Origin of the sequence: Nonomuraea endophytica (genome assembly GCF_014203235.1) — a bacterium.
Lineage (GTDB): Bacteria > Actinomycetota > Actinomycetes > Streptosporangiales > Streptosporangiaceae > Nonomuraea > Nonomuraea endophytica.
Genome location: NZ_JACHIN010000026.1, coordinates 71,866 through 94,347, shown reverse-complemented (window position 1 = coordinate 94,347; position 22,482 = coordinate 71,866). Strand labels below are relative to the sequence as shown.

Annotated in this window: 23 protein-coding genes and 2 riboswitches; of the genes, 16 read left to right on the top strand and 7 right to left on the bottom strand. The window is 70.9% G+C overall.

The window, feature by feature from the left end:
• The first annotated feature begins 648 nt into the window (after positions 1-648).
• Genes HNR40_RS51080 through HNR40_RS51070 form a run of 3 tightly spaced genes read left to right on the top strand, consistent with a single transcriptional unit; the run spans position 649 to position 1,793 of the window.
• Complete coding sequence (locus HNR40_RS51080) at positions 649-837, top strand: hypothetical protein (RefSeq protein ID WP_184975487.1); 189 nt, start codon at positions 649-651, stop codon at positions 835-837.
• Positions 838-849: 12 nt separating this feature from the next.
• Positions 850-1,368, top strand: a complete 519-nt coding sequence (locus HNR40_RS51075; protein ID WP_184975484.1) for a hypothetical protein — start codon at positions 850-852, stop codon at positions 1,366-1,368.
• Positions 1,368-1,793: a CorA family divalent cation transporter gene (locus HNR40_RS51070; protein ID WP_221341846.1), complete on the top strand. Its 426-nt coding sequence runs from the start codon at positions 1,368-1,370 to the stop codon at positions 1,791-1,793. Before HNR40_RS51075 ends, HNR40_RS51070 begins: the two co-directional genes overlap by 1 nt.
• Here HNR40_RS51070 and HNR40_RS51065 read toward each other — a convergent pair.
• The gene (locus HNR40_RS51065; protein ID WP_184975481.1) at positions 1,735-2,727 is read right to left on the bottom strand and encodes a magnesium transporter CorA family protein; all 993 of its coding nucleotides are present in this window, start codon (positions 2,725-2,727) and stop codon (positions 1,735-1,737) included. The genes HNR40_RS51070 and HNR40_RS51065 overlap by 59 nt on opposite strands.
• A gap of 85 nt (positions 2,728-2,812) precedes the next feature.
• Here HNR40_RS51065 and HNR40_RS51060 point away from each other — a divergent pair, with 85 nt between their 5' ends.
• The 6 genes from HNR40_RS51060 (at position 2,813) to HNR40_RS51035 (ending at position 9,776) form a co-directional block, all read left to right on the top strand.
• Positions 2,813-3,190, top strand: a complete 378-nt coding sequence (locus tag HNR40_RS51060; RefSeq protein ID WP_221341845.1) for an ArsR/SmtB family transcription factor — start codon at positions 2,813-2,815, stop codon at positions 3,188-3,190.
• Positions 3,114-3,866, top strand: a complete 753-nt coding sequence (locus HNR40_RS51055) for an AAA-associated domain-containing protein (protein ID WP_184975528.1) — start codon at positions 3,114-3,116, stop codon at positions 3,864-3,866. Before HNR40_RS51060 ends, HNR40_RS51055 begins: the two co-directional genes overlap by 77 nt.
• Positions 3,867-3,909: 43 nt before the next feature.
• Positions 3,910-4,098: riboswitch (cobalamin riboswitch) on the top strand.
• A gap of 117 nt (positions 4,099-4,215) precedes the next feature.
• Positions 4,216-5,514, top strand: a complete 1,299-nt coding sequence (locus HNR40_RS55850; RefSeq protein ID WP_281395887.1) for an iron chelate uptake ABC transporter family permease subunit — start codon at positions 4,216-4,218, stop codon at positions 5,512-5,514.
• Between the two features lie 79 nt (positions 5,515-5,593).
• Positions 5,594-5,950 carry a (2Fe-2S) ferredoxin domain-containing protein gene (locus HNR40_RS51045; protein WP_184975472.1) on the top strand — a complete coding sequence of 119 codons (357 nt, stop codon included), beginning with the start codon at positions 5,594-5,596 and terminating at the stop codon, positions 5,948-5,950.
• Positions 5,951-6,036: 86 nt separating this feature from the next.
• Positions 6,037-6,243, top strand: a riboswitch (cobalamin riboswitch).
• 126 nt (positions 6,244-6,369) lie between these two features.
• Positions 6,370-8,763 carry a ribonucleoside-diphosphate reductase subunit alpha gene (locus HNR40_RS51040; protein WP_312896855.1) on the top strand — a complete coding sequence of 798 codons (2,394 nt, stop codon included), beginning with the start codon at positions 6,370-6,372 and terminating at the stop codon, positions 8,761-8,763.
• A 17-nt stretch (positions 8,764-8,780) separates the two neighbouring features.
• Positions 8,781-9,776: a ribonucleotide-diphosphate reductase subunit beta gene (locus HNR40_RS51035; RefSeq protein WP_184975470.1), complete on the top strand. Its 996-nt coding sequence runs from the start codon at positions 8,781-8,783 to the stop codon at positions 9,774-9,776.
• Here the strand turns inward: HNR40_RS51035 and HNR40_RS58205 are convergent.
• Together HNR40_RS58205 and HNR40_RS51025 are read right to left on the bottom strand one after the other, a co-directional pair.
• Positions 9,754-10,194, bottom strand: a complete 441-nt coding sequence (locus HNR40_RS58205) for an aldehyde dehydrogenase family protein (protein WP_512699324.1) — start codon at positions 10,192-10,194, stop codon at positions 9,754-9,756. The genes HNR40_RS51035 and HNR40_RS58205 overlap by 23 nt on opposite strands.
• A 241-nt stretch (positions 10,195-10,435) precedes the next feature.
• Positions 10,436-10,660: a hypothetical protein gene (locus HNR40_RS51025; protein ID WP_184975467.1), complete on the bottom strand. Its 225-nt coding sequence runs from the start codon at positions 10,658-10,660 to the stop codon at positions 10,436-10,438.
• 113 nt (positions 10,661-10,773) lie between these two features.
• Here HNR40_RS51025 and HNR40_RS51020 point away from each other — a divergent pair, with 113 nt between their 5' ends.
• From HNR40_RS51020 to HNR40_RS51000, 5 genes are all read left to right on the top strand, one after another.
• Complete coding sequence (locus HNR40_RS51020) at positions 10,774-11,322, top strand: MFS transporter (protein ID WP_184975464.1); 549 nt, start codon at positions 10,774-10,776, stop codon at positions 11,320-11,322.
• Between the two features lie 151 nt (positions 11,323-11,473).
• Positions 11,474-12,103, top strand: a complete 630-nt coding sequence (locus HNR40_RS51015) for a metal ABC transporter ATP-binding protein (RefSeq protein WP_312896854.1) — start codon at positions 11,474-11,476, stop codon at positions 12,101-12,103.
• Positions 12,100-12,897, top strand: a complete 798-nt coding sequence (locus HNR40_RS51010) for a metal ABC transporter permease (RefSeq protein ID WP_184975462.1) — start codon at positions 12,100-12,102, stop codon at positions 12,895-12,897. Before HNR40_RS51015 ends, HNR40_RS51010 begins: the two co-directional genes overlap by 4 nt.
• On the top strand, positions 12,894-13,631 hold the full coding sequence (locus HNR40_RS51005) for a metal ABC transporter solute-binding protein, Zn/Mn family (protein ID WP_184975459.1): 738 nt from the start codon (positions 12,894-12,896) through the stop codon (positions 13,629-13,631). Before HNR40_RS51010 ends, HNR40_RS51005 begins: the two co-directional genes overlap by 4 nt.
• A complete protein-coding gene (locus HNR40_RS51000; protein WP_184975456.1) occupies positions 13,628-15,154 on the top strand; it encodes an FAD-dependent monooxygenase in 1,527 nt (508 codons plus the stop codon). The genes HNR40_RS51005 and HNR40_RS51000 overlap by 4 nt, the downstream gene beginning before the upstream one ends.
• Here HNR40_RS51000 and HNR40_RS50995 read toward each other — a convergent pair.
• Together HNR40_RS50995 and HNR40_RS50990 are read right to left on the bottom strand one after the other, a co-directional pair.
• Positions 15,144-16,031, bottom strand: a complete 888-nt coding sequence (locus HNR40_RS50995; RefSeq protein ID WP_221341843.1) for a hypothetical protein — start codon at positions 16,029-16,031, stop codon at positions 15,144-15,146. The genes HNR40_RS51000 and HNR40_RS50995 overlap by 11 nt on opposite strands.
• 26 nt (positions 16,032-16,057) lie before the next feature.
• Positions 16,058-17,194, bottom strand: a complete 1,137-nt coding sequence (locus tag HNR40_RS50990) for an MFS transporter (protein WP_221341842.1) — start codon at positions 17,192-17,194, stop codon at positions 16,058-16,060.
• Positions 17,195-17,278: 84 nt separating this feature from the next.
• Here HNR40_RS50990 and HNR40_RS50985 point away from each other — a divergent pair, with 84 nt between their 5' ends.
• Positions 17,279-17,839, top strand: coding sequence for a sigma-70 family RNA polymerase sigma factor (locus tag HNR40_RS50985; protein WP_184975450.1), 561 nt, complete (start codon positions 17,279-17,281; stop codon positions 17,837-17,839).
• 34 nt (positions 17,840-17,873) lie between these two features.
• On the opposite strand, the gene HNR40_RS50980 is transcribed toward HNR40_RS50985, so the two are convergent.
• Together HNR40_RS50980 and HNR40_RS50975 are read right to left on the bottom strand one after the other, a co-directional pair.
• Positions 17,874-19,487, bottom strand: a complete 1,614-nt coding sequence (locus tag HNR40_RS50980; protein ID WP_184975447.1) for a class I adenylate-forming enzyme family protein — start codon at positions 19,485-19,487, stop codon at positions 17,874-17,876.
• Positions 19,484-21,229, bottom strand: a complete 1,746-nt coding sequence (locus HNR40_RS50975; protein WP_184975444.1) for a CoA transferase — start codon at positions 21,227-21,229, stop codon at positions 19,484-19,486. The genes HNR40_RS50980 and HNR40_RS50975 overlap by 4 nt, the downstream gene beginning before the upstream one ends.
• On the opposite strand from HNR40_RS50975, the gene HNR40_RS50970 reads away from it, so the two are divergent.
• A complete protein-coding gene (locus HNR40_RS50970) occupies positions 21,228-22,460 on the top strand; it encodes an acyl-CoA dehydrogenase family protein (RefSeq protein WP_184975441.1) in 1,233 nt (410 codons plus the stop codon). The genes HNR40_RS50975 and HNR40_RS50970 overlap by 2 nt on opposite strands.
• Positions 22,461-22,482: the final 22 nt, after the last annotated feature.

Sequence of the window (22,482 nt, the reverse complement as noted above, 5' to 3'; positions counted from 1 at the left end):
CCCTTCCGCGTCGGGGCCATGGACGATCTGCTCGAGTTCGAGAGCGGTGGTGGTGCCGCAGCAGCTGTTGCTCATGACAGGGCTCTCCCCAAGATCCGGACGTTGTTTAGAAGTTCATCTAAGTAGTACTCCGTTACTTAGATAGATGTCAAATTAAAGATCAGTTATTTGCGTATATGCGCAAATTCGCGGTAAGGTCCCCAGGCGGATCGCGCATGTCTGAGAGGAGGCGAGAGATGGACTGCAGTAGTCCGGGCCACGATCGGCCCCACCTTCGCTGGTTCTCGCTTCCTGGCCGCGCCCTGTAGTACTGCGCGCGCGGCCGGTCCGCGCAGTCATCACGCCGGGTGCCGCCCGTAGTCGTCGGGCTGTGTGGACCTCTCTCTCGATCGAGGAGATAGGCCATGCCGTTTTCCCGATTCCCTCGCCCCGAGCGCGCGCTGGTGCTGCGTGCGCTGTGGTCGCTCGACCCGGCCCCTGGTGGCCGACCGACCTGTGGCTGGTACCTGGTTGCCGAATCCGCCGGTCCCGCTTCCCGCAAGCCCCGGGCGATCCGGCTGACCGGCGCTCACCTGCCCCTGCGGTGGCGCCGTCCTGCGCGAGTTGACGTCCCGGCTGCCCGCGGCCGCCGTGTAGAAGGAGTCCGTCATGACCACACTCACGCCCGACAAGCAGCAGCTCAAGCGCCCCAATCTCGAACGTCAGGCGATCTTGTTCACGATCGGCCTGTACCTGTTCATCAGCGCCTCCCTGCTGGCCGTGCACTACTTCGCGCCCACCACGCCCGCGCCGGACACCGGCTCCTCATCCACCTCGCCGTACAACCCGGGATCCTGAACGAGAGTCGCCATGACCAACCGTGCCACCGTGATCGGGTACGACCCGGCCGACCTGAGCCGCCGCTGGACACAGGCTCCGGCCGACAGCGAGACGGAGCTGGCGAGGATCGCCAAGACGACCGGGGCCGACTTCGCCACGGCCGCGGGCCGGGTGTGGGAGACCGATCAGTTCGTCTACCTGCCCGTGGTGCTCAACCTGCGCGACGGCGAGACCATCCGGCGCGAGGCGGTGGTCACCTTGCAGCCCACCGCACATTTCACCCCGTTCGACAAGGCGCTGGCCAGGATACGGCGTACACCGCAACTGGCACTGAGCCCGCACGGGGTGATGTACGCGCTGAACGAGGCCTCCGAGCGGGTGATCGACCATGCAAGCGACGCGCTGGAGGCGATGAACGACGAGATCGCGATGGCCACCAACGGCTACAACCATCGCGGCCGGGAGATCGGCGTCAGCGACATCCAGGACACCATCGCCCGGATGAACGAGGCCGAGGAGATCGTCTCCGCTCGCAGGAGACGCAGCTGATGCTGGCCCGCGCGGCCCGGCACCTGCGCGTCGAACTCGACGCCGAGCAGGCGCAGCCGGACGGGCTGCTGTACATCCTGATCGCCGACATCGACGGGGTCAAGGAGCACGCCAGATATGAGCACGACAAGGTGCGCTACCTGCAGCAGTCGATCATGACGTCGCCGGACGTGAAGCAGAACCAGATCGTCAAGGTGTTCACGATCATCACGGCGGTGTTCCTGCCGCCGACGCTGATCGCGACCTTCTACGGCATGAACTTCACCATGATGCCGGAGCTGGCCTGGGACCACGACCTTGCTGACGCTGGCGGCGGCGCTGATCCCGCTCTGGTACATCTGGCGCAAGGGCTGGCTGCGCCGAGGCTCACAGCCAGTCCTTCTTGCGGAAAAGCCAGTAAAGGCCCGTGCAGGCCACGACGGTGAGCACGGTGGAGGTCCAGAACCCGATCGGCTGCTGCGAGCCCGGGTAGGGCACGTTCTGGCCGTAGAAGCCGAAGACCATCGTGGGCACCGCGATGATCGCGGCGATGCTGGACACTCTCTTCATGACGGTGTTGAGCCGGTAGCCCTGCTGGGTCAGGTGCGTCTCACGGATGTTGCCCAGCAGGTCACGCAGCGAGTCGGCCCACTCGCTGACCCGCAGCACGTGGTCGTAGACGTCCTGGTAGTAGGGCACCAGCGGCGGCTCGACCACGTGCAGGTCGCGCCGCAGCAGGCTGTTGACCACCTCGCGCATGGGCAGCGCCAGGCGGCGCAGGTCGACCAGGTTCTTGCGCAGGGCGAAGGCTTGCTGCTGCCATTCCCGGCCCAGCGGCTTGTCGTCGAACAGCCGCTCCTCCATCTCCTCGACCTGGCCGTCGAAGGCTTGGATCAGCTCGAACTGGCCGTCGACGACCGCGTCCAACAGGCCGTGCAGCAACCAGCCGACGCCGTACCTGGCCAGATTGTGGTTGGTGTCCCAGCTCTTGACGACGGCGTCGATGTCGAAGCGGTCGTTCTCGCGGACGGTGACCAGCGCCTGCCGGGTGACGAAGATGTCGATCTCGGTGGAGTCCAGCAGGCCGCCGTCGGGGTCCGGGGCGACGGCGTAGACGGCCAGGAAGAGGTGGCTGTCGTAGACGTCGAGCTTGGGCCGCTGCCGGTCGTGCAGGACGTCCTCGACGGCCAGTTCGTGCAGGCCGAGTTCCTCGCTGATCGCGGCGAGCTCGGCCGGGCTCGGCGAGCACAGGTCGAACCACACCGTGCAGGCGGGATCGGCCAGGTGGTCGGAGACATCGGCGATGGGGAAGCCCTCGGCGATCACCACCCCGTCCCGGTAGGCCCGGGTACGGCAGGCGACCGGCGTGTCGTTCGGCATGTGCGTTGGTGCCTTCTTCTCAGTGGGGACGGCCCTCCACTACAATCTTTGCATGGTTGCGCAAGTTCCTGCAGATTCGCCGATCGTGTCCGTCGACGCGATCGTGGAAGTGTTGAAGGCGATCGCCGACCCCACCCGCTTCCAGATCCTCTACGCGGTCTCTTCCCAGGAGCACGGCGTCGGCCAGCTGGCCGACAAGCTCGGCGCCCACGTCGCCGCGATCTCCCAGCACCTGGCGAAGCTGCGCGCGGCGGGACTGGTCACCTCCCGCCGCGACGGCACCCGCATCTACTACCGCGCCGCCAACCCGCATGTGGCCGCGCTGCTGGCCGAGGCAGGACTGCTCACCGGCTACGTGACCGGCACGATCGACCCGCCCGAGCCCCCTGCCGTCGTCGAGCAGCAGGTCAGCCGCCCGGTATGGGTGCTCAATCTGGGCGCGATCCGCCCGGCCCAGACCTAGGCTCACGCGACTATGGCCCACTGTTCTCGCGGTAGGGCGGCACGCGCGTGAGCACGCCCCGGACGCCGGCTCCGGCAAGTCCACCCTGCTGCGCTGCCTGGCCGGGCTCATCCCGCCCAGCTCCGGCACGATCACCTACCGCGGCGGGCCGTTCAAGGGCGCCAACCCCGGCACCACCATGGTCTTCCAGACCTTCGCCCTGCTGCCCTGGCTCACCGTGCAGCAGAACGTCGAGGTCGGCCTGGAGACCCGCGGCCTGCCCGCCGCGAGCGTGGACGGCCTGTCCGGCCTCGCCGAGATTCTCCAGCGCCACGACGGCCACCTGGACTTCGCCGAGCTGACCGACGAGCTCGGCCTGGAGGTCGACGACCTGCTGCCGCTGACCGACGCCCTGGAACTGCTCGGATTCGCCGCCGTCAAGGGTTCCCAGATCACCCTCACCGACCAGGGCCTGGCTTATTCCGCGGCCGACGTGCAGACCTCCAAGCAGATCTTCGCCACCGCGGCGATCGAGGTCCCGCTGGTGCGCTTCATCACCACCAGCCTGCGCAACAGCGTCGACGGCAGCCTGCGGGCCGGGTTCTTCCGCGATGTGCTGGCCCACCACTACACCAGCGAGCAGGTCACCCAGCAGCTCGACGCCGCCACCGGCTGGGGCCGCTACGCCGAGCTGTAAACCTATGACACCCGCCACGAGGAATACCACCTCGACACCGTTCCGTACTGATGTGCGACGATGAGCGCTGAAGGCGAGCGCGGACAGAGGAAGCCGGTGTGAATCCGGCGCGGTCCCGCCACTGTGATCGGTGAGCGAGTCCCGAACACGGCCACTGCCCCGCGAGGGGCGGGAAGGCCGGGACGAGCGTTGACCCGAGAGCCAGGAGACTCACGCGGTCGCCTCCTCAACGGAATTGGGGCGGATCTCCCCAAGAGAGGATGACCAGTGAGCACGCCCGCCACCCCGCGAGCGGCCCCCGCCGACGGCTGCCGCGTCACCTCCTACGACGGCGCCAAGCCGGCGACCTATGTGCTCCTGCGCTGCGGCACCCCTGATCCGAAGGTCGTGGTGGACGCTGGCCGGGGTCAAGCCACTCCACGCGTTGTCGCTGGGGGAGAACTACGCCCGGACCATGGGCGTGCGGGTCAGGGAGGTACGCACGCTGACGGCCTCGGTGCTGCCCGGCGTAACCGCCTACTGCGGACTGATCGCTTTCCTTGGCCTGGCCGTACCTCATGTATGCGGGCTTTCGCTGGGCACGGCCGATGCCGGGGGTGGTGGTGTGATGTCGTTGCGTCTTCATGAGTTGTCGGACGGCGAGCGCCGGTGGGTGCTGATCGCCCGCGCGCTGGCCCAGGAGCCGTCGGTGATCCTGCTGGACGAGCCGACGGCCCTCCTGGACGTCACCTCTCGGGTGGCGTTGATGGGCCTGCTGCGCAAGCTGGCCAGGGAGCGTGAGCTGGTCATCGTGGTCTCCACCAATGACCTGGAACTGGCGCTGCGGGTGGCCGACCGCGTGTGGCTGCTGGGATCGGACGGGGTCCTGCACACCGGCACGCCCGGGGAACTGACCGGCCAGGGCTTGATAGGGGAGTGCTTCGACGATGAGGAGGGCCTGGCCGCGTGCGTCGCCGACGTCAGCTCCGTCGGGCCCTACTTCGAGCTGGAGGTCGCCCCGCCTGAGCAGGACTGGCGTCCGTTCATGGACGCTCCGGCGCTGGCGGAGCGGATCGACGAGGTCGCGAAGGCCCTCGGCACCGAGGAGACCAGGGTCGCCGCCTCCGTCCTGTTCCAGGGGCTGGCCGCGAGGTTGTGGTCGCCGGTGATCGGCGCGGCCGTGGCCTACGACCTGCTCCTCGACCTGGAGCACCTGTACTGGCGTCCGGTGCCCAGCGGCCCGCTTCCGCTGCGCGTCCATCCCCTGACCGCATGGCACACCGCGGACCCGGATCTCGTCTATCGCAACGTCGTCACCGGCCTTCTCGAACCGCTCGCCGCCACGGTGAGCGGCATTGTCGAGCTCGCACCCGGGCTGCTGTGGGGCAACGCCGCCTCCGCACTGGCCGGATCCGTCCGGGCCCTGGCCGGCCGGCGGCCCGAGCTGACCGCGAAGGCCGTCCGCCTCGGCCGGGAGCTCCTGGAGATCGGACGGCTGCGCGGCACCGGCGAGCTGGCCGAGCCCGCCCCTGGTCACCCCTTCTTCGTACGGCGCAGCTGCTGCCTCTACTACCGCGTGCCGGACGGCGGCAAGTGCGGCGACTGCGCGCTGATCCCCACCCCGGCCCGCGAGCGGCAATGGGCGCGAGAAATGCGAGGCACCCCGTGAGTCACACCGTCGACTTCGGCCACCTGCGGCAGGCGAATGCCAGGCCCGCTCGACCGTACCGGCAGGGGTTCAAGCACGCATGAGCAGGGTGACCGTCTGCCGGGGATGTTGCTGCGGTTCCGACCGCAAGGTGCCGGGATTCGACCACGAGGAACAGGTACGGCGCCTGTCCGAGCTGGTCGAGGTACGCGTCAGCGACTGCCTGGACGTGTGCGAGCAGGCCAACGTCATCGTGGTCCAGCCAAGTCCCGAGGGACGGCGGGCGGGCGGCCGCCCGGTCTGGCTCGGCCTGGTCAACCAGGCCGACGCGGTGGACGACATCGCGACCTGGGTGAAGGCCGGCGGCCCCGGTCTGGCCGAGCCGCCCCCGATCCTCGGCCTCTACGTCATCTCGCCGCCCCGCCGAAACGACCAACGGCGTTTACGGCGCGGGTAGGGCACGTCCGGCCGGCTGCTCAGCGTCTGTCGTGATCCTTCTCGCAACACGACATGTGGGGTGTGACTTTTCCTTCGCCCCTATATATGGTGTCTCCTGCAGTCGGTTCGGCCGTTCAACCAGAGCGGCCGGGGTAAGAGGGAACCCGGTGGAAATCCGGGACTGCCCCGCAGCGGTGAATGGGAACGACCGCCGTCAGATCGCACTGGGCCGAAGGCCCGGGAAGCGACGGCCAGTAGGAACGAAGCGTCACGCCCAGAAGTCCGAAGACCTGCCGGCCGCGCCGTGCACGAACGTGCACGGCTGCTCCGAGGCTGCGCGGGACGGCCGACGGCACCGGCGTGAGGGCTGTGCGGCGTCCTTGTCGGAGCCTCCTGCGCGGACTCTCGGTTCACGACCGAGTTCGCGAGGAGAGAGCTGTGACGGTCACCGGGGATCCAACAACAGACCTGACCAGTACGGCGCCGGCCCAGGGGGACCAGCCCGCGCCACGGCGAGCGCAGATGCAGGTGCGCAAGCGCAACGGCGGCACCGAGCCCGTCGACGTCAACAAGATCGTCAAGGCGGTCGACCGATGGGCCGACGACCTGGCCGACGTCGACCCGCTCCGTGTGGCGACCAAGACCATCAGCGGCCTGTACGACGGGGCGACGACCGCCGAGCTGGACCGGCTGTCCATCCAGACCGCCGCCGAGATGATCAGCGAGGAGCCCCAGTACTCCCGCCTGGCCGCCCGCCTGCTGGCGGGCTACATCGACAAGGAGGTCCGAGGCCAGGGCATCGCCTCCTTCAGCCAGGCGATCCGCCTAGGCCACGCCGAAGGGCTCATCGGTGACACCACCGCCGAGTTCGTCCGGGCCAACGCCCGCAAGCTCGACGACGCCATCGACCCGGCGGCGGACCTGAGGTTCGAGTACTTCGGCCTCCGCACGGTCTTCGACCGTTACCTGCTGCGCCACCCGACCACCCGCCTGGTGACCGAGACTCCGCAGTACTGGTTGCTGCGCGTGGCCTGCGGGCTGGCCGAGACGCCGACGGAGGCGATCGGCTTCTACCGGCTGATGTCGTCGCTGGCCTACCTGCCGAGCTCGCCCACGCTGTTCAACTCCGGCACCCGCCACACCCAGATGTCCTCGTGTTACCTGGTCGACTCGCCCAAGGACGAGCTGGAGAGCATCTACGACCGGTACGCGCAGGTCGCCCGCCTGTCGAAGTTCGCCGGCGGCATCGGCATCGCCTGGAGCCGGGTGCGTTCCCGCGGCGCGCTCATCCGGGGCACCAACGGCCACTCCAACGGCATCGTGCCCTGGCTGCGCACCCTGGACGCCTCGGTGGCCGCGGTCAACCAGGGCGGCCGGCGCAAGGGCGCGGCCTGTGTCTACCTGGAGCCGTGGCACCCGGACGTCGAGGAGTTCCTGGAGCTGCGCGACAACACCGGCGAGGACGCCCGCCGTACGCACAATCTCAACCTGGCCAACTGGATCCCCGACGAGTTCATGCGGCGCGTCGAGGCCGACGCGGTGTGGTCGCTGTTCGACCCCAACGAGGTCCCCGAGCTGCCCGACCTGTGGGGCGAGGAGTTCGACGCGGCCTACCGCGCGGCCGAGCAGGCCGGACGCTACGTCCGCCAGGTCAAGGCCCGCGAGCTTTACGCCCGGATGATGCGCACGCTGGCGCAGACCGGCAACGGATGGATGACGTTCAAGGACGCCTCCAACCGGCTGTGCAACCAGGCCGCCGAGCCCGGCAACGTGGTGCACCTGTCGAACCTGTGCACCGAGATCATCGAGATCTCCAGCGACCGCGAGACCGCCGTCTGCAACCTCGGCTCGGTCAACCTCGCCCAGCACGTGGCCGACGGCGGCATCGACTGGGAACGCCTGCGCGCCACCGTGCGTACCGCGGTCACCTTCCTGGACCGGGTGATCGACATCAACTACTACCCGAGCGACCAGGCCGCGGCCAGCAACCCGCGCTGGCGTCCGGTCGGTCTGGGCGTCATGGGCCTGCAGGACGTCTTCTTCGCCCTGCGCCTGCCGTTCGACTCGGCCGAGGCCAAGGAGCTGTCCACCCGGATCGCCGAGGAGATCTACCTGTCGGCGCTGGAGACCTCCGCCGACCTGGCCGAGCGCTTCGGCGCCCACCCCGCCTACGACCAGACGTGGGCGAAGCGCGGCATGCTCCAGCACGACCTGTGGGGCGTCACCGGCACCCAGACCGAGCGCTGGACGGCGGTGCGCGAGCGGATCGTCGCCCACGGGCTGCGCAACTCGCTGCTGATCGCCATCGCTCCCACGGCGACCATCGCCTCGATCGTCGGCGCCTACGAGTGCATCGAGCCGCAGGTGTCCAACCTGTTCAAGCGCGAGACGCTCAGCGGGGAGTTCGTGCAGATCAACAACGCGCTGGTCGCCGAGCTGAAGACGCGCGGGCTGTGGACCGAGCCGATCCGGCAGACCATCAAGCAGGCCGAGGGCTCCGTGCAGGGCATCACGCAACTGCCCGACGACGTGCGGCTGCTGTTCCGCACCTCCTGGGAGCTGCCGCAGCGGGCGCTGATCGACATGGCCGCGGCGCGCTCGCCGTACATCGACCAGAGTCAGTCGCTCAACCTGTTCATGAGCGCGCCGACGATCGACAAGCTCTCCTCGATGTACCTGTACGCCTGGAAGTCGGGCCTGAAGACCACCTATTACCTGCGTTCCCGGCCGGCCACGCGTATCCAGCAGGCCACCGTGCCCGTGATGAGCAAGACGGAAGAGGCTCTCGTCTGCTCGCTGGAGAACCCCGAATCCTGCGAAGCCTGCCAGTGACCACCGAGGAGAACCTGATGTTGCTCGACCCGGGCATGAGCCTGACCCTGCGCCCGATGCGCTACCCGCTGTTCTTCGAGCGCTACCGCGACGCGATCAAGAACACGTGGACGGTTGAGGAGGTGGACCTGCACTCCGACCTCAAGGACCTGTCCAGGCTGTCGGCCGCCGAGCGCCACCTGATCAGCCGCCTGGTCGCGTTCTTCGCCACCGGCGACACCATCGTGGCCAACAACCTGGTGCTGAACCTCTACCAGCACGTCAACGCGCCCGAGGCGCGCCTCTACCTGTCGAGGCAGCTGTTCGAGGAGGCCGTGCACGTTCAGTTCTACCTGAACCTGCTCGACACCTACGTGCCTGATGAGCAGGAGCGCTTCGAGGCGTTCGCGGCGGTGGAGAACATCCCCTCCATCAGACGTAAGGCGGAGTTCTGCTTCCGCTGGATCGACTCGCTCGGCGACCTGCAGGAGTTGCGCACCCGCGAGGACCGCAAGACGTTCGTGCTCAACCTGATCTGTTTCGCCGCCTGTATCGAGGGGCTCTTCTTCTACGGCGCCTTCGCCTATGTCTACTTCCTGCGTTCGCGCGGGTTGCTGAACGGCCTGGCCTCGGGCACCAACTGGGTCTTCCGCGACGAGTCCATGCACATGGCCTTCGCCTTCGACGTGGTCGAGGTGGTGCGTTCCGAGGAGCCCGATCTGTTCGACGACGACCTGGTCAAGCAGGTCAGGGAGATGCTGGCCGAGGCGGTCGACTGCGAGGCGCAGTTCGCCGAGGACCTGCTCGGCCAGGGGGTGTCCGGCATGTCGATCGCGGACATGCGCGCCTACCTGGAGCACGTCGCCGACCGGCGGCTGGCCCAGCTCGGCATCGAGCCGCTCTACGGGTCGAAGAACCCGTTCGCGTTCATGGAACTGCAGGACGTCCAGGAACTGTCGAACTTCTTCGAGCGCAGGGTCTCGGCCTACCAGGTGGGCGTGACCGGCTCGGTCAGCTTCGACTCCGACTTCTGACGGCGAGAGCGCCCCGGGCCAGGCCGGCCCGGGGCGATCCGCCATCGGTTGACGAAGGACGGCCTGCGCTCGCCTTGGCCTTGCCGACCGCGCGGGTCAGCCGCTGCGAGCCGCCGATGCCCGGGATGACGCCCAGCTTGATCTCCGGCTGGCCGAAGACCGCCGTGTCGGCGGCCGGCACGATGTCACACAGCATGGCCAGCTCGCACCCGCCGCCCAGCGCGTAGCCGGACACCGCGGCCATGACGATCAGGTGGTTCTTGGCGCCGCCGAAGCACTGGGCGCGTTTGCCGTGCGCGGTGGCGGTCATGTAGACGTGCTCGGCGACCCGGGTGGAGCCGACGAAGGCGACCGCGGCCACCCTGTCGACGGTCAGCAGGGTGTCGACGGCCTCCCCGGCGCCGTGGATCACGTTCAGCAGGCCCGGCGGCAGACCGGCTTCGGTGAACAGTTCGGCCAGCCGTACCGGAACCGAGGGGTCGCGGACGTCCTAGTAAGTCCAGTGCCGGCGGCCGAGCTGACCGGGGCCTGGGGCGGGCACGGCGGCGCCGTACTGTCGAATACGACCCTCACAGCGGACAAAGCGGAGAGCCCCGACTGCGGCGGCGAGATCTGCTGAAACACCTTTCTTACCGGCCTCATCGAGGCCGGTAAGTCGGTCAGCCGTGGTGATCGGCATGCTGAGCGGGTTTGGCGGTCACCCACTCGCGGGCGCTGTCGGCCCGGTCACGCAGTGAGGCGAGGAGCGCGGCCAGGGCCTCGTGGTCCATGAAGGCCGTCTTCTCGACGTCGGCGGCGTGCGTGGCCACTTTCGCGGTCAGGTCGTCGATCTCGTGCAGGGCTGCCAGGAGATGCTGCGTCTCCTGAGGGTTCAGGTCGCACATGCCCCGGACGCTAGGTCGGCCGTCCTCGCCCGTCCAGTTCCCGGAGAGATGCGGTTGCCTGGCGTGGCGGGTGCGGGGTTCTCACCCGGGACCCGGGCTGTCAGGATAGGGCCGTGCCTCCGGTCCTCCGCATGATCCGCGCAGCCGCCTTCGCGGCCGTGTGCGTCATGGTCTCGGCCGGGGGTCACGTGTTCGCGGGTGGGGCCGCCATCTCGTTGCCCGCGCTCCTGCTCGGGTTCGGCGCGCCGTACCTGCTCGCTCTGGTGGTCAACGGCCGCGAGCGGTCGAGGGAGAGTGTGCTCGCCGCCACGGCGGTCGTGCAGCTCGTGCTGCACCAGGTGTTCGCGCGGGTCGCGCCCGCTGCCGAGGGAAGTGCCGAGCACGGCGGCCACCTGAACGTCGGCATGACCGTGATGCACCTGATGCTGGCCCTGCTGAGCGGGTGGTGGCTGCATCAGGGCGAGAGCGCGCTGTGGACCGCGCTCCGGCTGTGGGCGGCCGCGCCGCTGCGCCTGCTGCTGCTCTTCGCGCCGCTCCCGGTTGAGGCGCGCGTCGGACTGTGGCGTGCCGTTCCCTGCGTCCGGACGGGTCCGTGGCGCTCGCTGGTGTTCACCAAGGCGGTTCATCGCCGGGGACCGCCGGCGCTTCTTCGCGCCGTCTGACTCTTTCGTCCGGCGCTTCTGAGGTCATCTGGCGTGCGCAGCCCTGATCGGGGCCGTGCGCCGTTTCCGCGTACCCGCCGGCCGCGCTGAGCGCCGGCCGGGTGCCTCCTCGTGGAGTCCCCATGTTCTTCCTCACCCGTGGGCGGCCTGCGTGACGACGCTGAAGTTGTCGTCCGTGAGCTGCCGTCACGGCGGGTTATCCGCTGTCAACGACGTCGATCTGGAACTGTCGCCGGGCGAGCACCTGGCCGTCACCGGCACCAACGGCTCGGGCAAGAGCACGTTGTTGCGGGCGATCCTCGGTCTGCACCGCGACGTCACCGGCCTTATCGAGGTGTACGGCGCGGCCGCCCGCACCAGAGCCGACTGGCGGCGGCGCTGCGCCGACGTGGCCTGGATCCCGCAACGCCAGGCGGCCGGGCAGTTTCCGCTGCTGGTCCGGGAGCTCCTGGACAGCGGCCGCGACGGCCGGGCGGCCCGGCGGGCGGCCGACGAGCTGGGCGTAGGGGATCTGCTCGACCGCCCCCTGTCCACGTTGTCGGGCGGCCAGCTCCAGCGCGCCTACCTGGCACGGGCCCTGGGACAGGTGGCCGCGGGAGCCCGGTTGCTGCTGGCCGACGAGCCGACCGCGGCCCTGGACTTCGCCGGACAGGAGCAGGTGGCCGAGGTCCTGGCCGCCCTTCCCGTGGCGGTGATGGTCGTCACGCATGACCGGGTGGTGGCCGCCGCGTGCGGCCGGGTCGCCGAGATGGCCGCCGGGCGGATGCGGGAGGTGCGGTGAGCCAGATTCTCGCCCTGCCGTCGGTGCAGCTCGCGTTCGCGGCTCTGCTGCTCGGCTCGATCGGGCTGCCGATCGTCGGGGTGTTCATCGTCGGCCTGGACATCATGCCGGTGCGGTTCGCGATGATGCACGTCGCGTTGCTCGGCATCGCGATCGGCCTGCTGGTCGGGCTCGACCCGCTGCTGTGCGCGCTGGTGTTGTGCGCGCTGACCGGCGGCGCGCTGACTCCGCTGGCCCGCAGCAGCACCGGACTGTCCGGTGCGATGGGGCTGCTGATGACGCTGGCCATCGCCGCGGCCCTGCTGGTGTTGTCGATCTCGGGTGTCAACGCCAACGGCGCCTTCGAACTGCTGTGGGGCTCCATCCTGGCCACCCGGCCGTGGGACGTGGCCGCGCTGGGCGTGCTCGCCGTCCTGGTCCCGTCGCTCTACTTCTGGCGCCGCCGCGATCTGGCGCTGCTGCTGCACGACCGGGAGCTGGCGCAGTGCTCCGGCGTGGCGGTGGAGCGGCTGACGCTGGTGCTGCTGGTGGTGATCGCGCTGGCGATCGCCTCGGCCATCCGGCTCACCGGAGCCCTGCTGGTGGACGCCCTGACCCTGCTGCCCGCGCTGGCCGCACGCCGGGTCGGCCGGTCGCTGCCGTCGATGATCGGCTGGTCGGTCGTCTTCGGGCTGCTGTTCAACGTGGGCGGATTCGTGCTCGCCCTGCTGCTCGACTTCCCGCCCGGTCCCACGCTCGTGCTGGTCGGCGGGCTCTGCACCCTTCTCCTCCACCTGAAAGGCGTCAAGCGATGAAGACGATCCTCCTGGCCGCCGCCGTCCTGCTGGCCATGACCGGCTGCGGACAGACCACGGACACGAAGAGCGGCGGGCTGAAGGTCGTGGCCGCCTCCAGCTGGGAGGCCGGGTTCGCCAAGGCGGCCGGCGCCGCCGACATCACCGTGATCGTGCCGCCCGGGGTGAACCACGCGCCCGACTACGACCCCAAACCGTCGGACCTGGCCAAGGTCGCCGAAGCCGACGTCGTCCTGTACGCCGCCTTCGAGGGCTTCGCCGGAAAGCTGAAGGAGGCCGCCGGATCGAAGGCGAAGGTCATCGAGGTCGCACTCGACAACTCGCCGGACAAGGTCAAGGCCGAGGTGACCAGGCTGGCCGGGGAGTTCGGCACCGCCGAGGCGGCCAAGACATGGACGGCGGGCTTCGACACCGAGTACGCGGCGCTGAAGCAGAAGCTCGCCGGAAAGTCGCCCGTGATCGTCTCGCAGGCGTTCGTGGTCTGGGCCGCCGACATGGCAGGCGTCCAGCCCGCCGGCGTGTACGGCCCGCAGCCGCCCACCGCCGCCCAGCTCGCCGAACTGGCGGCCAAGAAGCCCACGCTCATCCTGGACAACTCCGCGATGCCCGCGGGAGAGACGCTCAGCAATGTCCAGGCCAAGCGCGTGGTCATCAACAACTTCCCGGGTGACGACCACGACCTGATCGGCATGTACAAGGCCAACGCCGACACGCTGCTGAAGGCTCTCGGATGACCGAGGTCCTGATCGTGGGCGGTGGCCCGGCCGGCCTGTGTGCCTCGATCGCGTTGTCCCGGTTCGGGGTGCCGTCCGTGCTGGTGGAGCGGCATCCGGTGGCCTCGGCCTTTCCGAAGGGGCGGGCCCTGAGCATCCGGACGATGGAGATCCTGCGCCGCCACGGCCTCGAAGATCGGGTGGTGGCCGCGAGCGTACCCCGTGAAGAGGGGCTGCACTTCTTCTTCGGCACGTCGCTGTCAGACCCCGATCGTGTCCGCAACGGCAACCTGCCCGATCCCGCACGGGCGGCGCTCAGTCCCACCTTCACCACGATCTGCTCCCAGGACGTGCTTGAGCCCTTGCTGCGCGAGCACGCCGAGTCGCTGGGACCGGCCACGATCCGCTTCGGCAGTGAGGTCACCGCCTTGGAGCAGGACGAAAGCGGCGTTACCGCGAGCCTCGCCGACGGCGGCACGATCCGGGCCGCCTACGCGATAGCGGCGGACGGCGCGGCCAGCTCGGTGCGGGAGCGGCTCGGCATCGGAATGTCCGGCGAAGCCGAGCTCAGCCGCAACCTCAACATTCTGTTCGAGGCCGACCTGCGTGAGCACGTCGCCGACCGGCTCAGCCTCGTCTACACCATCGCCAACGCCGAGCTCACCGGCACGTTCATGACCGTCGACAACCGGCGGCGGTGGCTGTTCAACCTGGTCCGCGATCCGGCCCGGCCCGGGTCCGGCGATCTCGTGGAGGTCATCAGGCGGGCCGCGGGCGTACCCGGGCTGGACGTGAAGGTGGTCGCCACGCAGGAGTGGAGCGCCGCCGCGCGGCTGGCCGACCGCTACCGCGTCGGGCGGATCTTCCTGGCGGGTGACGCGGCCCACCCGATGACCCCGTATGGCGGCTTTGGGATGAACTGCGCGATCCAGGACGTGGACAACCTCGCGTGGAAGCTCGCCGCCGTGCTCGACGGGTGGGCCGGACCGGAGCTGCTCGGCAGCTACGAGGCCGAGCGGCGTCCCGTCGGCGCCGACACGGTGGCCGAGAGCCGCCGGAGCCTGCTGGCCTCGCTCGACAGCACGCTGGTCCTGCCCGGCGTGACCGGGCCGCGCCCGACGTCCCGGCCGAGTGACGGGCTGGTGCTCGGCTACGCCTACGACCGGCCGGGCGCCGCCGTGGTGCCCGACGGCTCCCCGCCGCCCGCCGTCGGCGATCCGATCGCGACCTATCACCCGAGCGCGCGACCCGGGCACCGCCTGCCGCACCTGTGGACCGATCGGGTCTCCACGCTGGACCTCGTCGGGTGCGGTCTCACTCTGCTGTACGGCCCGAAGGCCAGCGTGTGGCAGGAGGCGGCGCCGCGCGGGGTGTCGTTGAGCAGGCATCCGGTGGAGGACGAGGTCGCCGCCGCCCTGGGCATCGGACCCGACGGTGCGCTCCTCGTCCGCCCCGACGACCACGTGGCCTGGCGCTGTCCCCGGCTGCCGAGCGACCCGTCGGCGGCGGTCGCCGACGCCGTCGAGACCGTTCTCAGCAGGTGAAGGGATCGATCGCGCCGGTGAGTATCGCCAGGCCGACCGCCAGGAAGAAGTCACCCCACACCAGCTCGTGCCGGGTGGCGACGCCGCGATGCGGGTCGTAGCAGCCGTCGAGCAGTCGCCCGGCCCTGACGTGGCCGGTGACCAGGTCGCGCAGCATCCGGGCGGCCTGGTCGCGCGGCCGTGCACCGGGCAGCTTCAGCAGGGCCACGACCTGGATCGCGACGGCGGACGTGTCCGGCGTGGCGACCGGGTCAGGCGAGGTGAACACGCAGCCGGCGTCGGCGAGCGCGAGGGTCAGCCACGGCGCAGTCCGGCTCCACCCGGCCGGTGGGTCGGGATAGGGCACCCAGCCGCCATCGGGCGCGACCCGCCAGGCCGGTACGAGCTGATCGCCGCGTGTCACCAGGCCCACATGCCGGTCGAGGTGGCTTCGCATGACATGCAGGCCACGTGCGCCCGCGCCGCCGAGCAGCGGCACCAGGCCCGGCAGGCTGTCCACGCGGGCGAGTTCGCGCGGGCCGCCGAAAGCTCCGCCCCAGGGGACGATGCCGAGAAGGGGGTCGTAGGCGTCCAGCAGGGCTTCGGCCGCGCGTTGCCGCAGCTCGGGTTCGGTGAACGCGGTGCCGTACCAGAAGATCATGCCTCTGGTCGCGGTGTCGGCGTCGAGCCATGGAGCCAGCGCGGCCGTCCGCCCGGAGGCGACGGCCCGGTCGGCGGGGCGGCCGCTGAGGGCGGCCCGCAGGCCCAGCAGTCCCGCCCAGAAGCCGCCCGTCCATGAGCCGCGCGCGGTGGTCGTCCACTCACCGGTCTCCGGATCGGCGAACAGCGGCCAGCGCGGTGCGACCGCCTCCTCCGTGGCTCCCGCACGTTCCAGCACCGCATGCAGAGCTCGCTCGGCCCACATCACGTACGGCTGCGCAAGGGCATCGCGACCACGGCCGCGATCGCGAACTCGGCGGCCACGAGCAGCCATCCCGGCCCGTACCCGGCCCGATCGATGAGCGCCCCGAAGGCGGGCGGCCCGGCGGCGAACCCGGCGAAGAAGCCGGCGGAGACCCGCGCGGAGTCGCGTCCGGCGGCGCCCCGGCGCGCCTGGCTGATCACCACGACCATGGTGACGGCGTTGGCGGCGACGGCGAACGCGCCGGTGGCGGCCGCAGCCACCCAGATCGCGCCCGGCGCCCAGGTGGCCGCGCCGAGCATCAGCGCGGCCAGGCACGCGCCTGCCGAAAGGAGCGTGAGGTAGGCCGGAGCACGCCCGGATCGATCGGCCCGCCTGGACCAGCCGACCCGCCCGGCGACTCCCGCGAGGCCGAGCACGGCGACCAGCCACGCGGCCACCACCGGCGCCAGCCCCAGCTCCTGGACGCCGAACAACGTCACGTAGGTGTTGACCGCGGCGATCCCGCAGCCGAGCAGGAAGGAGAACACCGCCAGCCGCCCGACCCGGGCAGGCGGCAGGTCCGGCGGCCCGGTGCTCTCGTGCGCGGTGTCGTCGGGAAGACTCCGCACCGCCCAGACAGCGATGATCACCGCGATCGCCGCCGCGGTCCACATGACTCCCCGCCAGCCCAGCCAGGCCGCAAGCGCGGCCAGCGGCAACCCGGCCGCCAACGCGCCGAGCTGCACACCGGACTGCTTCCAGCCGGTGACCCCACCCCGGCGGCCCGGCTCGACCGACACCATGATGATCTTGTTCGTCGCCGGATTGGCCAGCGCCTGCGGCAGTCCGCCCAGCGCGAGCGCCGCCAGCAGCATCGGCGTGTTCACCGAAAACCCGATCAGGGCCAGCGCCAGCGCCGCCAGCCCCACGAGCGCGACCACGCTGCGCCGGGCGCCGAGCCGGTCGACCCAGTGACCCGCCATCAGCGACAACAGCGCGGCGACGGCGAACCCGGCCGTGCTCGTCCAGCCGAGCACCGCCCGTGGCACTCCCGCCTGCGACACCAGCAGCGGGCCCAGCGCCCCCACCAGGAACAACTGGGCCATCGAGACCGCCATGACCGCGGTGAGCAGGGCCGTGACGGACCTGTTCGGCATCGCCTTCTCCTCTCATCCGGGCTTCTCCACCAGTCGCTCGTGAACTTCACCGAGTTCCCGGGCACACCCCAGGAAAGGATCACGATGAGGACCGATCTCAGCGACGACGTACTGACCGAACTGGCCGTGAGCGCGCGCGACGGCTCGCCTGCCGATCTGGAGGCGTTCGTGCTGGCCGCCTATCCCTGCGTCCGGCGTTTCGTCTCCTACCTGGCCGATCCGCAGTCGGCCGACGACCTCGCGCAGGAGACGTTCTTACGTGTTCTCGGAAGCTTGCGCACGTTCGCCGCCCGCTCGTCGGCCCGCTGCTGGTTGCTGTCCATCGCGCGCCGCGTCGTGGTCGACCGCTTCAGATCCGCGGCGGTACGGCCCGCCGTCGCGGACCTGCCCGACTGGCAGGCGGTCGTGGAACGGCGGCGCCTGGGCACCACTCCCAGCCCGGAGAACGGCGTGGTGCTGGCCGACCTCCTGGCGGACGTGCCGTGCGAGCGCCGCGTGGCCTTCGTGCTCACCCAGCTCGTGGGGCTGCCCTATGCCGAGGCGGCCGACGTGCTCGGCTGCCCGGTCGGCACGATCCGCTCCCGGGTCGCGCGGGCCAGGCTCCAGCTCGCGACGTCGGTCCTGGCGGCGGACCGGGCGGCCTGAGTGTTCAGGGGCCGGAGGCTCCGGCCCCTGTTTCTCACGTGGTGCGCGGGATCAGGGCACGCAGCGCGTCGCGGTCCGGTTTGCCCGCCGGGGTGAGCGGCATCTCCTCGATCAGGAGCAGGTGCTCGGGATGTTTGCCCCGGTCCAGCCCCTGCCCGGTCAGATGGTCCGTGAGCTGGTCGAGCGTGAGGCCGCGGCCGGGGCGGGGCACCACGCTCGCGGCCAGGCGTTCGCCCATCACGCTGTCCGGCACTCCCAGGCAGACCACCTCCCGCACGTCGGGATGCGTGGCCACGGCCCGTTCGACCTCGGCGAGGCTGATGTTGGCGCCGCCCCTGATGACGACCTGCTTGAGCCTGCCCACCAGCCGCAGCCGGCCGGATTCGTCGATCGTGCCCAGGTCGCCGGTGCGTACCCACCCTTCGGCCGTGCGGTAGCGCTGGTTCAGCTCCGGCGCTCCCACGTAGCACATGGGCGTCATCGGGCCGCGTGCGATGATCTCGCCGAAGTCCTCGCCGGGCACGGGCGCGATGCGGATCTCGGTCACCCTGGGGTCGGGCGGGCCCACCACGACGCCGGGCCCATTGTCGTCGCCGGGGGTGTGGGCGAGGCCGCCGTGGCAGTTGACGCCGTCGGCGGAGCCGTACAGGTTGACGACGGCGCAGCCGAAGACCGCGCGCGCCTCGGCGGCGGTGGCGGCGTCGAGCTCGGCGCCGCCGAGCACCAGCGCGGTCATCGGCGGCATGGGCGCGTTCCCGGGCTGGTCGAGCATCATCCTGATCATGGTCGGTACGGCCAGCACATGCGTGGGCCGATGCCCGCGGATCGCGGCCAGGGCCGCCGACGGTGAGAAGTGTTCCAGCAGGACCAGGCAGCCGCCGTGCCTGGCCAGGGTGACGGCGGTGCCGTTGCTGCCGAACGCGGAGGCGAGCGGGACCAGGAACAGGCAGCGCGGCGGGACCTCGTCGGGGATCAGCGTCGCCAGGAAGTTGCCCCGGCCACCGGCCAGGGCGTTGTGCGAGTAGGCGACCATCTTGGGGTCGGCCTCCGAGCCCGAGGAGACCAGGATGCGCGCCGCGGTGTCGGGGTCCGTGCGTGCGGGGACGAAGGCGCACGGGTCCGCTGACAGCACCTCGGACCAGGGCACGCAGCCCGGTGGCGGCTCCTGCGGCCCCACCGCGATCACCGTCCGCAGCGCGGGCGGCCGGTGCGCGGCGGCGAGCAGGTCGCGGGCGTGGGCGGCGCCGCGGTGCTCGGTGGCGACCACGGCGGCGCGCGCCCCGGACCGTCCCAGCAGCGAGAGCGCCTCGGTGACGCTCCGTCCCGCGGGGAACGGCAGCGCGATCGCGCCCAGCGCGGCCAGCGCCAGGTCGGCGATGACCGCGTCCCTGCCGTTGGGAACCTGGACGCCCGCCACGTCTCCCTGGCACACGCCGAGCTTCCGCAGTCCGGCCGCAGCGGCGCGAACGCGCAGGTCCAGCTCGGCGTAGGTCAGGACGCCCGCTTGGTCGGCGAGCGCGATCCGGTCCGGTGCGGCGATGCGGTGGGCCCGGAACAGCGTGTAGATGTCGAGGTCCGGGCAGGTGCCGTCGGTCGCCCAGGCGCGGCGGAGCGTGCCCGGGACCAGGTCGATCAGCTGGATGGTCATGCGAGCCTCCAAGGCGCGGGCACGACGGTGGCGCCGTGCCCGTCGCGGGTGAGCGCGGCGCTGAAGCGGGGGTCTGTGGGCAGGGCGTCCAGGGCTGTCGTCACCGCGGTGGCTCGCTTGAGGAGTCCGAGGGCCTCGGCGGTGTTCAGTTCGCGTGGCAGGTCCGGGATGCCGGTGCCGTCGGCGACCGCGACCCATCCGTCCGTGGTGCGTATCGGGCGGCGGAAGCCCTTGGGGGCGCGGGGGTCGAGTCCGGCCTCCGTCCGGTGACGCGCGGATCTGATCAGCGTCTCCGACGCTCCCAGCAGCGAGGAGTCCACCCGCACGCCGGTCCGGGTCCGCTCGCGGAGCAATAGTCCCGCCAGTACGGCCTCCGCGCCGAGCAACCCGCCCAGAACGTCCAGCAAGGTCATGAGCGACGGCGCGGCGGGCTCACCTTCGGGGCGCACGGCCTCGCCCACGCCCGTGCGGGCCTGCACCATGAAGTCGGTGCCCAGCGGCGCATCGGCGAGCTGTCCCGCCCAGCCGCTGGTGTAGGCGTAGACGAGGCCGGGGTTGACCTCGGCCAGGTCGTCGTGGTCCAGACCCAGCCGCTCGGCGGTGCCGGGCGCCCAGTTGTGCACGAACACGTCCGCTCCGGCCACCAGCTCGCGCAGCTCGGCACGGCCGGTGGCGGACTTGATGTCGATCTCCACCGCGGTCTTTCCCCGGTTGAGCGCCAGCCAGCGCGCGGACAGGCCGCCGCAGGTGGGCGGCATGCCGCGCAGCGGATCTCCGCCGGGTGGCTCGATCCGGATCACCTCGGCGCCGAGCATCGTCAGGAGATGGGCGGTCAGCGGCGCCTGGATGCGCCGCCCGGCTTCCAGGACGGTGAGACCCGCCAGCGGGCGGGACGTCTCGGGCGTCCGGGTGTGCGGTGGGGTGAAGGGCGGGCCGGGTGAGAGCTGCCACGGCGCCTCCGGGATGGGCTCGGCCCGGCGATCGGCCAGCGACGTGAGCGCGCACACCGAGGCCCGGGATTCCCGGGCCGCCTGCCGTACCTCCGGCCAGGTGGAGGCGGCCGCCGCGACGTGCAGGTCTTCCGGAAGCGGGGCGCACGCGGTGGCGTAGCGGAACTGGAACGAGCGCCACGCCGAGCCCGCGACCCGATCGGGCACGCCGAGCGCGCGCCAGAACGCCACCCACACCCCGGGATCCAGGGTCTCGACCTCGAAGAGCACGCCGTCGGCCGTGGTGAACGGCGGGCCACCCGGGGCGATCGGCACCGCCTCCCCGTCCTCCGCGGTGGCGGCGGCGAGATACTGGCTGACGGCGAGCAGACCGGCCAGGTCGACACCCGTCAGCACCTGCGACGTGTCAGCGCCGCGGGCCCGTCCGAGCAGGGCGGCGAGCAGTCCCTGAACGGTCAGCACCGCGCACATCGTCGTCAGGTAGTCGGCGGCGAGAGCGCGCGGCTCGCCGCTGCTTCTTCCGTGCACGTGCATGACTCCGGTGGCCGCCTGCGCGGTGGCCTCGTCGCTCACCTCGCCGGGCGGAGCCGCTCGTGCCCACACGATCTCCGCGTGCACGCTGTCGTCGAGGCTGATGACGCCCGTCCCGGCGCCGGGGGAGATCGTGGGGTGGTCGCAGCCGAGCGACCTGAGATGGTCGACGGCGAGGCTGATCAGGGCCGGTGGACCTGCCGCGCGCAGGTCGATGCCGTCGAGCGGACGTGCTGTCCTGACCGTGGCTGGGTGGGTCATGGACTCTCCTCTCCTGGGCGGGAACCCGGTGGCGCCTTCACGCGACCTGTTCCACAGCAGCCAGTCGGACGGACAGATCCACAAGTTCCCGACATTTCAGGAGATCAGGGTGTTGGACAGTGAGCTGTGGGGCGCGCCCGAGTGCCCGCCCCACGTGCGTGACCTGCGGGACCGGGTGACCAGGTTCGTCGCCGAACGGGTCGTGCCGCACGAGGCCGACCTCGACGCCGGCGGTGCGACGGCACTCCTGCACCGGCTCAGACAGGAGGCCGTGGCACAGGAACTCTGGGGCCTACCGCTCCCGCCCGACCTGGGCGGCGCCGGCCTGTCGCTGGCCGACTACGCGCACGTGGCGGAGGCCGAGGGCGCCAGCGACCACGCCCCCGCCGTGCTCGGCTCCACCGCCCTGCTCGACGTGAACGTCCTCGGCGAGCACGCGGGCCACCTGCGACGCGTGGCCCGTGGCGAGCTGACCCTGTGCAACGCGATGACCGAGCCCGACACACCAGGCTCCGACCCCGCCCTGATCACCACCCGCGCCCATCCGCAAGCCGACGGCTCCTGGTCTCTGCACGGCCGCAAGTGGTTCGTCGCCGGCGCCGACCGGGCCGACCTCGCCCTCGTCCTCGCCCGTGCGCCCGGCGGCCCGTCGGCCTTCCTCGTGCCCACCGACGCTCCCGGCTTCCACCTCGTGCGTGAACTCCCCATCCTCGGCGCGGGCGGCCAATGGGAGCTGTCCCTGGCGGGAGCACCCGGACAGCTCGTGGGCGCCGAGGGCAAGGGGCTGCGGGTCGTCGGCCAACGGGTACGGCTCGGCCGCCTGCTGCGCTGCCTGCGCTGGCTCGGCCAGGCCCGGCGGGCCTTCCTCCTCATGCGCGAACGAGCCATGCGGCGTTCGCTGTCCACGGGACGCCTGGCCGACCATCAGCTCGTCCAGGCGCTGGTCTTCGACGCGCTGCTGGCGATCCGCACCACCCGCCCGCTGGTCTTCCAGGTCGCCCACCTGCTGGACGCGGGCCGGGACGCGCGCGACGACACGGCACTGGCCAAGGTCGCCGCCGCCCGCATGCTGCAGCAGGTTTCCGACGCGGCCATCCAGGTCTACGGCGCCGCCGGCCTGGGACCCGACACACCGCTGCCCGCCCTGTTCCGCACGGGCAGGATGGCCCGCCTGCTCGACGGCCCGGACGAACTCCACATCACCACCGTCGCCCGCAGAGTCCTGGCCTGACCAGCGCCGCCTGCAGACACCG